The 12,191-nt window shown below is 46.2% G+C and carries 1 protein-coding gene; it reads left to right on the top strand.

Annotated features, from left to right (window positions below; genetic code table 11):
* Nucleotides 1-237 precede the first annotated feature (237 nt).
* Entirely contained in the window at nt 238-12,024 is an 11,787-nt protein-coding gene (gene rtxA / locus ACUN2T_RS19050; protein WP_445494562.1) for an MARTX multifunctional-autoprocessing repeats-in-toxin holotoxin RtxA, read from the top strand.
* Nucleotides 12,025-12,191: the final 167 nt, after the last annotated feature.

Raw genomic sequence — 12,191 nt, 5'->3', positions numbered from 1 at the left:
TGTTATACGCACTTTATTAATAAATTACTTTTGGGAAAAAGTATGTCTAATAAATTCGTTAAAACAATCTCTAATGTTAATTTTAATAGTGGTTTTTTCTCTTTGTTTAATTTTTTCTGTTAAAAATTCATAAATTTCTCACTATCTTGTAATAACTTGAATATTAAAAATAACCGCTCTATCTATTAGATGTGGTGGTTTTCTACTTAACCTCAACGATAAATCAAAGGATGACTTATGGGGAAATCATCAAATAGAAGTACTGAGTATTTCTTTACTGGAAAGTATTACGACGATAATGATGGTAATAATATTACTGCTATTGGTGTTGGTGGTGACGTTTATGCTTATGGCGGGGATGACAATATTACTGTTGGTTCATTTAAAGTCGATGTATACCATACGGATGGTGAACTTTCGGTAAAAGGCGCTTCGGGTTACGCAGGTATTTGTAAAACGGGAAATGGTGGTTTGTCATTTGCGGGTGCAGCCGGTATTGCTTTCATTGATCATACGGGTGAAACGGGGGATTTGTCTTATTCGGGGGCTGCCGGCTATAACAAACTGGTTCGTAGAGGCTTATCAGGTGACACCCGTTTTAAAGGGGCGAGTGGATATAATGAGTTATGGCATGAAACTGACCAAGGCAATGTGTATTTTATCGGAGCAGGAGCAGCCAATGATATTGATCGTACCTGGTTTAACCGTTATCAGGGGACTCAGGGTGATGTGACATTTAATGGCGCGGGCGCGGCAAACAACATCAGCTCCCGGATAGAGAGTGGTGATATTACTTTTCATGGTGCTGGCGCGGATAATCATATTGTGCGGAAAGGTAGAGAAGGTAACATTATCTTACGTGGCGCAGGGGCATCAAACCGCATTGAGCGTATACGCCAAAGTGAAGATGTGTATGAACAGACTCACGGTGATATCCTTTTTGAAGGTGTCGGGGGTTATAACAAACTCTATTCCGATATTGCCCATAGCAATATTCATTTCTCTGGTGCAGGAGCTTATAACGAAATTACCCGGGTGCGGGTGGAAAATGAAATAGAGTTTGCTCAAGCTAAAGATATTATCATGGCATCGGCAACAATGGAGGGGCATTGGATTCAGCAACCTCAGCAAGTTAACGCGATTAAATCCACTATCGAGCCTGACACTTATCTGTTTGCATTTGCCGATGATGTTAATACTAACATTATTGCCGTGCAGCTCCAGAATAATCCAGATACCGGGAAACTCCATTATTATGCTACTGCCTGGTATAAGGAAGGTCATCATCTTAAGAATTTGGCTACGGAAAATATCTCAGTAAGCAATAGATTTTTTCCGATTGAAAAAGAAGAGGCTATTAGTCTTTCCAGTATTAACCTTCTCTATCGACAAACAACCACGATACATGGCGTTGAGGAGGCGTTATTAACAAATAAGTGGGTAACTTATGCTGGCGGTACGAACGTTAAAGCAGAAAATGTCACGTTGGGTGATGCCAAAATGGGAGGGTATGCAATCTTTTCGGATGGTTCGAAAATTGATATATCCGCAGTTAAATCAAACAGCCTGCCGAATACATATGTGTATGCGGCTTTTTTGCAGCCTTATACCAAAGTGGTTGAGGTCAAGCTGGAAAATGATTATGAAACAGGGCAACTGAAATATATTGCAAGATCTTGGTATAAAAAGGGTGACTATACTGATCGTTTAGCGAATGAAATATTTTCCTATCCTCATGGCTACAAATCAATCGGAGCGGGTTATACATTAAGTCAGCTTCACTATGATTTAAATATTGATCACAGTACTCCTGATCATTTGGCTCGTCTTGACGGTTATTCTGAGCAAGATGTTACCCAATCATTAATAACCAGTGGTGATAGCTCCGGCGATATTTATTTTAGCGGTGCGGGTGGAGGAAACGTTATTAAATCCAATGTCACTTATGGCAATGTTAATTTTAAAGGCGCAGGGGTTGCGAACGTCATTTTGCACAGATCAAAATTCGGTAATACGTATTTTGAAGGTGCTGGCACCGCCAATGTCATCGTGAAAAGCGGTGAAGAGGGCGATCTGACATTTCGTGGGGCAGGTTTAGCGAACGTCCTGGTTCACCAAAGCCAGTGGGGAGAAATGGATGCTTACGTCGGTGGCGCGGCAAATGTTCTCGTGCGGGTCGGTGATGGGCAATATCTGGCTCATCTGCTGGCTTATGGCAATATCTCAATTCACAAAGGCCATGGTAACAGCCGGGTACTGATGCTGGGGGGTTACAACACCCATACTCAAATAGGGGATGGCAGTGCGGACTGGTCGGGGGCGGGCGGTTTTAACGTCATCACCCAAGCCGGCAAAGGGGATATCTCTTCAGTACTTTTGGGTGGCGCTAATGTGCTGACTAAACTCGGTACCGGTGGTCTGGTTGCCGGTATGCTCGGTGGTGCCAACATTATCACGCATCTCAGTGATGAAACTGAAACATCAGACACCACGGCTATCGCTCTGGGCGGAGCCAATATCCTCACCAAAAAAGGGCCCGGTAATACACGGGCAATAATGAGCGGTGGGGCAAACGTACTGACTCACATTGGTGGCGGCAACACGATCGGGGTCATGCTGGGGGGGGCCAATATCCTGACTAAAGTAGGCGACGGCAATACGATCGGCACTATGTTTGGGATGGGGAACGTATTTACCCATATTGGTAACGATCAGACATTGGGTGTCATGGGTGCCGCTGGCAACATCTTCACTAAAGTTGGGGATGGCATTGCGATTGCGGCGATGCTTGGTGCGGGGAATATTTTTACTCATGTTGGCAACAGTGATGCGTGGGCGCTGATGGGGGGCATCGCAAACATCTTTACTAAGGTGGGTGATGGCAACGCATTAGCACTGATGATAGCTGCCGGTAACGTGTTTACCCATATTGGTGATGGCATGAGTGTTGCCTTGATGTTGGCAAAAGGCAATATCGCGACCAAAGTGGGTAACGGCATCACGCTGTCGGCAATGATTGGCAAGGCGAATATTTTTACCCATGTGGGTGATGGCAATACCTTTGCTGCCATGATTGGCGGGGCCAATGTGTTGACAAAGGTTGGTGATGATCTGACGGCTGCCTTGATGGTGGGGAAAGCCAATATCTATTCGCATGTGGGTGATGGCACCAGTATTGGCTTGTTTGCCGGTCAGCTGAATGTTATGACTAAAGTCGGTGAGGGGACAACGCTGGCGGCAATGTTTGGCCGGGCCAATATCATGACTCATGCCGGCAAGGGTTTAACCGGTGTCTTAGCGCTGGGTGAGGCCAATATTGTCACCAAAGTGGGTGATGATTTTATGGGGGTTGTTGCGGCGGCGAAAGCTAACGTCATCACGCATGTCGGCGACTCGACAACCGCGGCTGTCCTGTTTGGCAAAGGCAATATTCTGACAAAGGTGGGAGAAGGTACAACAGTTGGTCTGCTGATTTCCGATGTGGGTAATGTCATGACACATATTGGCGATGGTACAACCGTAGGTTTTGCCAAAGGTAAAGCCAATATCATCACTAAAGTGGGGAACGGCACGGGGGTGAACGCCGTTTGGGGTGATGCTAATGTCCTGACTCAGGTGGGTGATGGCGATCGTTACAACTTGGCGAAAGGTAAAGCGAACATCATTGCTAAAGTGGGGGATCAGCAGGAAGTCACGGTCGTTCAGGGTGATGCCAATATTATCACTCATATCGGTAACGGTGATGACTACACGGGAGCTTGGGGCAAAGCTAACATTATCACCCGGGTTGGCGATGGACGTAATGTGGTGCTGGCTAAAGCCGATGCAAACATAGTGACTCAGGTTGGCAACGGTGACAGCTTTAATGCGTTGTGGAGTAAAGGCAATATCGTCACCAAAGTGGGTAATGGCATACAGGTGACTGCCGCGAAAGGTGAAGCCAATGTTACGACCACGGTGGGGAAGGGTTTAAGTGTGACCGCGACGCATGGCGACTTGAATATGAATACCAAAGTGGGTGACGGTGTTTCAGTTAACGTGGTGTGGGGTGAATATAACGCTAACACCAAAGTCGGCAATGGTCTTAATGTGGCGGTCATGAAAGGCAAAGGCAACGCTAATCTTCATATTGGTGATGGTCTGGGCATCAACGCCTGTTATGCCCGCAATAACGTGGCGATTAAGATTGGTCACGGTGATTTTTACAGTTTTTCTGTTGCAGAAAGCAACAAACTCTCTTCCCTCTTTGAGAATATCAAACAGACTGCATTAGGTGTGGGCGGCAGTCAGGCGATCAACTATCTGGTTCAGGGTGATGAAGCCAACACGTCTGGGACACATAAAGGCAGAGGCGCAATTAACTTAGTGGAAGTTTCTGCTATTGACGGTTTTCAGATGGATGAAATTGCACCGATAGATTCAGATTTAAGCTGTCGTCTCGGGGGTTCTGTCACTGCGGTTGAAAAGCCTGATATTGATTCAATAGAAAGCGCGTTGAATCGAAAGACAAGATCGGTGCCAAGCCAGAATGAAAACCTGATCGTCAATGGTAACTTTGAGCAAGGTGATTTAGGTTGGCAGTCAACCAATGGTATTGAGGCATACGGTTCAGCGAGTGCTTATGGTCATGATAATGCCGGTTATGGTGAACGAGTCAGTGAGCTTGATGTTGATAAAAACACCATTATTTCGCAGGAATTGCAAAATTTGTTTGAAGGCGAAGTGATTTCACTGAGTTTTGATTTTGCGAATCGTTCAAATATAACGCACCGTGATCTTAGTGACAATGGAATAACGGTGCTATGGAATGGTGAGTCTGTATTCTCAGCTTCTGGGGAGCGAGCTATATGGCATACCCAAAAACTCGACTTAATGGCAAAAACGGGTACTAACCGAATTGAATTTAAGGGGACAGGCCAGGATGATGGATTAGGTTATATCTTAGACAATGTCGTTGCGAAATTTAAGCACTCACAACAAACCAATGCCGTTACCGAACAGGCGAAACAGGATAAAGCGGCGCAAAATGCATTAAACGATAAAGAAAAAGCCGAAAAAGATCGCCAACTGCTGGAGCAGGAAAAAGATAAGCAACTGGCCGCTATTGCGAAATCGCAATCCCAATTGGCCTTAACGGATCAGGAAGTGCTTAACCGAAGTGGGCTGACGCAGCGTGATGCGATAAAAGCAGAAGCACAGTTGGAGACTGACAAACTGATTTCCATGGCTCAGGAGCTGGAGACGCTTGGTGATTATGCGAATGACAACGGTGAATCAGGTGACCCGTGGCGCAATCAATTTGCTACCGGATATTTGGACAGTGTTCAGTATGAGTTGAATTACACCCAATTTATTGCACAGAGAAGATTAGCCACTGTCCAGCAGTATCTTACGGATAACCAAAAACAAATAGAGAAATCGGTTGCGAAGTCAGAAACAGGTGTAGCAAAAAGTGAACAGTATCGTGCCAATGCGAAACAAGATATTACGAACGCCAAGAAAAAAGCCGAATTAAGAAAAGAAGAGGCGTTATCGCAGCAACAGCGGGCCGAAAAAGCTGGAAATGACGCTAATATTGCATATCAGAACGCGAAAAATCGGGGTGAGCGCGATACGGCTACGGCTGAAAGTAAAGTTGTTCAGGTACAAGCCGATGCTAAAGGCGCTAAACAGAGCGATTCCAGACTTGATCGCGCTGGGGCTGGTGGTAGTGGTTTATCTGGCAAAGCCTACGAATCAGCAGGGGTAGGGGAAACCGATAGCCATATAGATCCCGAATCTATGCCGGCAGCTAAAGGCAAATTCTACAAGGGATTGACCGGAGAAGAGCTACAGGCGCTGGCTGGTGCTAAACAAGCGATTAATCGTCTACAGATAAATGCCGGTGTTCGCGCAACACATACCGGCATTTTGGATACATCAACGTTTGCCAAAGCACAATCTGGCAACATGATGGCACCAACCTTAAACAGCCCAGATGAGTTTGTCAGAAGATCCCTGCAAACTTCAGGCGTTGATTTGCAACCGTTAGGGAATGATCCGCAAGGCAAGCAGCATAATTCCGTTATTTTTGACAAGCTAAAATTTAATTTATTGAAAGAAGGAAACAAGCTGTTTATCAATCCCGGAGTGGAAACATTAGGCTGGAAAAATCAGTTTAGTAAGGCGCTGATCGCTGTACGTGAGATTTTCAACAAAAAAATGATGCCTCATTTTGATGAAGAACGTGTGTTGCAGTTTGAACAGGCACTTTCGCATTGGCAACAGCATAACCCTGCGGAATTTGCCCTGCATAGCAGTCAAGTGGGCTTAGTCCGCTTTAAGATGGGCCGGATGATTGAGCACTTGCAAGCGCAGAGGGCCGAATCCGTTGGGATCCTTGGGATTACGGTGGCACCTCAACATGCTGAACAACTTAATCCACAGATAATACTTGATGGAATCGGACGCGTTGTGGGCCTGAAAGGCGGTGTAACACAAGACGATATTGATCGTCTTATTGAATGGCAAATTACACCGTTGATCCGAACGAACTCAATGGCTGAACGGGAAGCGCCCAGAACCGAAAGTGAAAGCCTCATTGCGTTCATGAGCCGATTGGAAGAGGCAGATATCCCGGGCACTACGCCTTTGGTTGAACGGGCCAGGGAACTCTGGCTCACTGGGCAGGTGACATCCAAAAAAACCATCAGATTATTTAATGACGCCGTCCCCCAGTTACAGGCATACCCTGAGTTACATGCTTTGGTGCTTTCATTACAGATGGATGCCCGCAGAAAAAAGGCAACCACCCAATATATTGATAACTTATTTGGCCGCCGCTTTGATTCAGAATTGGCCCATGCGTTGGTGAAAACCGTGTCACCGGATGCGATAGCGGCCGCCAGGCGGACAGGTCAATTCTTGGTGCAGGAGTTTGAACAATGGATGCAGAACACCTCTGTTGCACCCGCGCGTGATATAGCCATCAGAATGCAAGCCTTTGCCAATACCATTAAGAAGGATATTCGCCCCTGGTTCAGCCGGGTACCTGAATTGACTACATTCCTGCAGCAGCCGACCTTTGATAACTTTAAAGCCATGATGACCAAGGTGGATAACGGCTTTGAAATGATCAAAATACCGTTTCTGGCGGTAAAAATGTCGAACGTGAATGGCATGGGGTTGAGTTCATCTCAATGGAAAGCGGAAGGGGATATTTTCTATCGGGAAGCAATCTACAAGGCCCGTTCGACCAGCAGTCAGGTAGCTAAATGGGCTGATGTAACATACAAAGTGAAGATAACGGAGCAGCAAACCAATGATTACGGTATTGCGTTGCCTTACCAGCCATCGGGTGATCGGTATGAAGACTTTCTGTCTGGCAGGAAAGTAGCAGCAGGCAGAATTCTGACGCCCGGACATGAAACTGCGCTTGAACGTAACGCGCTGGCGCAAGGACATTCCGTCGTGACAGGGGCCTCTGGTTCGACCAATATCATGGTTCACCTCAATAAATATATCGCCAGTCGAGATCCCACTTTCCCGGTAGATCAGGGATATCTGAATACCTTGGTGTTCCTGGTGTTTGATGGCGGTCATTCAGTTAATGAAAGTTTGGTCATTTACAAAGCGTTACAGGCGACGGGTGATGAACGCAGGCAGGTACTGCAAAACTACACAGCCAGTTATATGGACCTGATGGATATCGCCGGAGATAAAGGGAAGCTATGGATAAGTCAGGCATTAAATAGTGCTTTTGAGAAAACTCAGCACCTTTATCGGCAATATGATTTGGAGAAAAAACAGGGGGGTTCTCCTGTGGAAACGTTACAAGCGCTATCTGGCAAAAAAAATAACGTTTCAGAGTCAGTGGTAATCAAGAATGACGATACTCCACCGCGCGATAATGAATCTTTAAATCCGCTGACGCGATTCTTTAACGACGAACTTTATGGTCTTAAAGAAGATCGCCGTCATATCAGTGATGAGACGCAGGCGGACTTAAACGAGGTTGTTGATAATGGCAAATCCAGCAAAATCACCCTAAAAGGTGGGCAGGGGCGTTTAACCGGATATTATCATCTGGGTGACGTAAACCTTGGTAGCCCTTCAACAACGGTAGCGAAAAAAGTGGTGCTTTTTATTCATGGTTCAGGTTTATCCGCTGAGGAACAAGCCAGTGCTATCCAACGTCATTATCAAAAGCAAGGTATTGATATGCTTGCCATCAATATGCGTGGCTATGGTGGCAGTGATGGCGGGCCAAGTGAGAACGGGTTCTATCAAGATGCCCGGACGATGTTCCGGTATTTGGTGAAAGATCGCGGAATTGATCCGGATAACATCATCATTCATGGTTATGCCATCGGTGGGCCGGTTGCGGCTGATCTTGCCCGCTATGCGGCACAAAATAATCAGACAGTATCCGGTTTGTTACTCGACAGGCCGATGCCGAATGTGGACGAAGCCATAACTGCGCATGAAATACCAAACCCTGGTGGCATCACAGGGGCATTGGCAAAAGCGATGAATGGACAATTTTCAGTAGAAAAAAACCTTAAAGGTTTGCCGATCAATACGCCAATCATGTTGTTGACTGACAACCAAGAGTTGGGCCATGAGGGGGAAAAGTTACGTGCGAGGCTGACTTCTTCCGGTTATCACGTATTGGGTGAACAAACTTTCTATGGTCATGAAGAAAGCCGTGCTTTGATGAGTCAATATGCAGACAGGATAATATCGACTCTCTCTGGCGCTCAAAATAAACATCGTGATGTGGTAAAGAACCTTGCGCAAAAGAGTGAAGCCCGTGGGACCCGCTTTGATGGTCATATCATTATTCAGATGGAAAATGACCCGGTTGTCGCGAAAGCCGCGACCCATCTGGCGGGGAAACACCCGAGGTCCAGCGTCGTCGTTAAACTTGATTCCGGTGGTAAATATCATGTTGTTTATGGTGATCCTGACAGATTATCAGGCAAATTACGTTGGCAGATTGTCGGTCATGGACGGGAAGAATCAGCTCAAAATAACACACGTCTGAGTGGCTACAGTGCCGATGAACTGGCGATAAAAATGAAGCTGTTCAAACAGAACTTTCGCCAGGCGGGTAAACCTGAACGTATCAGTATCGTAGGGTGCTCACTGATTAGTGATGATAAACGGGATGGTTTTGCCTATCGTTTTATCACTGCTTTAAATAAACAAGGTATTCACAGTGAGGTTTCAGCGCGTCGCAGCGAAGTTGCGGTTGATACAACCGGCCGTAAATTTACCCGCGATAAAAATAATCAGTGGGTTAACAAACTGGACGATAACAAACGGGTATTGCGCTGGAATGAACAGGGTGAACTGGCGACCAGCACAGAAAAAGTGCGTCGTGGCATTGCAGAGAGTGATATCAACCTCGCCAGGGTGGGGTACACAGAAGCTGATGCCGTGAGCAGAGGGATAATTGCGGATAACGTTAATATTTTCACCGCACCGGGGAAGAGAAAAAACAGGATTGAAGTCAGCTCAAACCATCAATCGAATAAACCGCTGACTTACTCCGGAAACATTCAGGTGAACGTGGGTAACGGTGAATTGACCGCGATCAATTGGGGAACATCAAACGTGGGTGTCAAAATCGGGACCGGTGGTTTTAAATCACTGGCCTTTGGTGACAACAATGTGATGGTTCACATCGGTGAGGGTAACAGTAAGCACAGCGTCAATATTGGTGGTTATCAAGCGTTTGAAGGGGTGCAGATGTTTATTGGTAACCGCAATGTCAGCTTCAACCAGGGCCGCAGTAATGACCTGATAGTGATGATGGACAAATCAATCCCAACGCCACCGTTGGTTAATCCATTTGATGGGGCTGTTCGTATTACCGGTGTACTGAAAGCCATCGCTCATTCTGGTGAAGAGCGGAATTGGTTGGCGGCACAGAATCGGCAATGGACGCAGTCTGGCGCGAAGAAATTTGTGCGCGATATGTCTGGCTTGGACCAAACCAGCAGTGTGGACTACAAAACGTTGGTTGATTTAGATTCGCAACATGAACGCAGCAGCCGTGGCTTAAAAAGTGACGCGGAAGCTGCACTGAACAAGCAATACAACCAATGGTTAAGTGGCAACGGCAACAATATTGATACGGGCAAAATGAGCCGTGCAGATAAATTTCGTCAAGCCAATGAAAAACTGGCCTTCAATTTTGCGGTCGGTGGTCAGGGGGCGGATATTCAGGTCACCACCGGGAGTTGGAACTTTATGTTCGGTGACCATATACAATCGATTCTGGATACCAACCTAGGCTCACTGTTTGGTTTAATGACGCAGCAATACTCGACAACGGGTATGGCGCGGACAACATTTACCTATAATCCCCGGGATTTACCGCGTCAGCTTAGGAACAAATTGCTTGGCCGATTAGCGAATGTCAATGCGGATACCACCTTAGCGGATATCTTTGGTGTGGATTACACCGTGGAGGGGCGGATTATTTCCCGCACCGGCGAACCCGTGGATGGCAAGGCGATGTTGCAGGAAATGCTGGAAGTTATTGGGAAGTTTAGTGGTGATCAATTACGGGTCTTCACTGATCCGGATAAATTAAGTCATGGTTTAAAACAACATGCCAATATGAATGCGGACAGTGTGGAATCCTTTTTTGTGAGTCATGGGCTGAAAGAAAAAGCGCCTGATGAACATCAGGAAAAAAGATCGCCGGTTGTCATTAACGGAGGGAAGATACAGGTTGATGACCAATCAGAACGTGCATTTGGTTTTAATTCACTAAACCTGCCTAACCTATTTGCGACGATATTCAGCAAACACAAGCAAGAAGAGATGAAATCGTTAGTCACTCATCTGAAAGAGAATCTGACTGCGGATCTGCTTAATATGGAGCAGAAAACGTTTGATTTCCTGCGTAATAGTGGTCACTTACAAGGGGATAGCGATATCCATGTATCACTGGGAAACTATAACTTCAACTGGGGCGGTGACGGTAAAGATCTCGGTGCTTATCTGGGAGACAACAACAACTTCTGGGGGGGCCGTGGTGATGACGTTTATTACTCAATTGGCACATCCAACATCTTTACGGGCGGTGAAGGTAATGATCTGGGTGTTCTGATAGGAGGTGAAAACTGGATGTTTGGTGGTGATGGTGATAACACCGCAGTGGTGGCTGGACGCATGAACCATGTTTTTATGGGTGAGGGGCATGACCAGATATTTGTCTTTGGCGAAGGTGGCTTTATTGACGCAGGTAAAGGCCGGGACTACGTTGTGACTTCCGGCAACTACAACCGGGTGGATACCGGGGAAGATCAGGATTATGTCGTGACCATCGGCAATAACAACCGGGTTGAATTGGCTGAAGGTAATGACTTTGCCAGAGTGTTTGGTAATGACAACCGCATGGATGGCAACACAGGTAACGATGTGATTAAGCTGATGGGCTACCATGCGGTGATTAATGGCGGAGACGGTGATGACCACCTGATAGCCGCCGCCATTTCGAAATTCAGCCGGTTTGATGGCGGTGATGGTCAAGATCTACTGGTTCTGGGGGGATATCAGAACAGCTTCCAGGGCGGGGCGGGTGTAGACAGCTTTGTGGTCAGTAGTAAGGTGATAGAGAGTCAGGTTAATGATATCAGCGCAGAAGATATGATTGCCTTTAACGATGTTGACTGGCAAAACTTGTGGTTCCAGCGCAGCGGATATGATTTGGTGTTGTCAGTGAATCGTCATACTCAGGATGGAACTGAGCAGGGCATATTTGAGTCAGTGGGTTCCGTCAGTTTTAATAATTACTTTAATGGCAATCGTGCCAAAGTAGTGACTCAGATGGGGCGTAAGGACGGAATAGGAGAGCGTGAATTTACTGCTCTTTCAGACAATGCGGTTGATTCCTTGATTCAGGCCATGAGTGGTTTTTCCCCGACAGTGGGTGATAATGGTTTTATTGAAAGCTTGGACAGTAAAGCGAAAGCCGCCATTACGACGGCGTGGACAGATACCACGATGGGAAAAGGGAAATTTGCCTGATTAATTTGCTATAAGTAAAAAAGTTGTTGTAAGAGTAAATAGCATACTTAAAGAACAACCATATTGTTGAAACAACAGAAATAAGTTGTTGTTGAGTATGCTATTGAATTTCCCGTTCATGGTCATTGCCGTGTCTACATTGAGTGAATTCAGTTTATTTTTTCTTT

The organism is Photorhabdus machadonis (assembly GCF_052657765.1).
The sequence above is the reverse complement of the archived record's forward strand: the minus strand, read 5'-3'. Positions and strand labels throughout refer to the sequence as shown.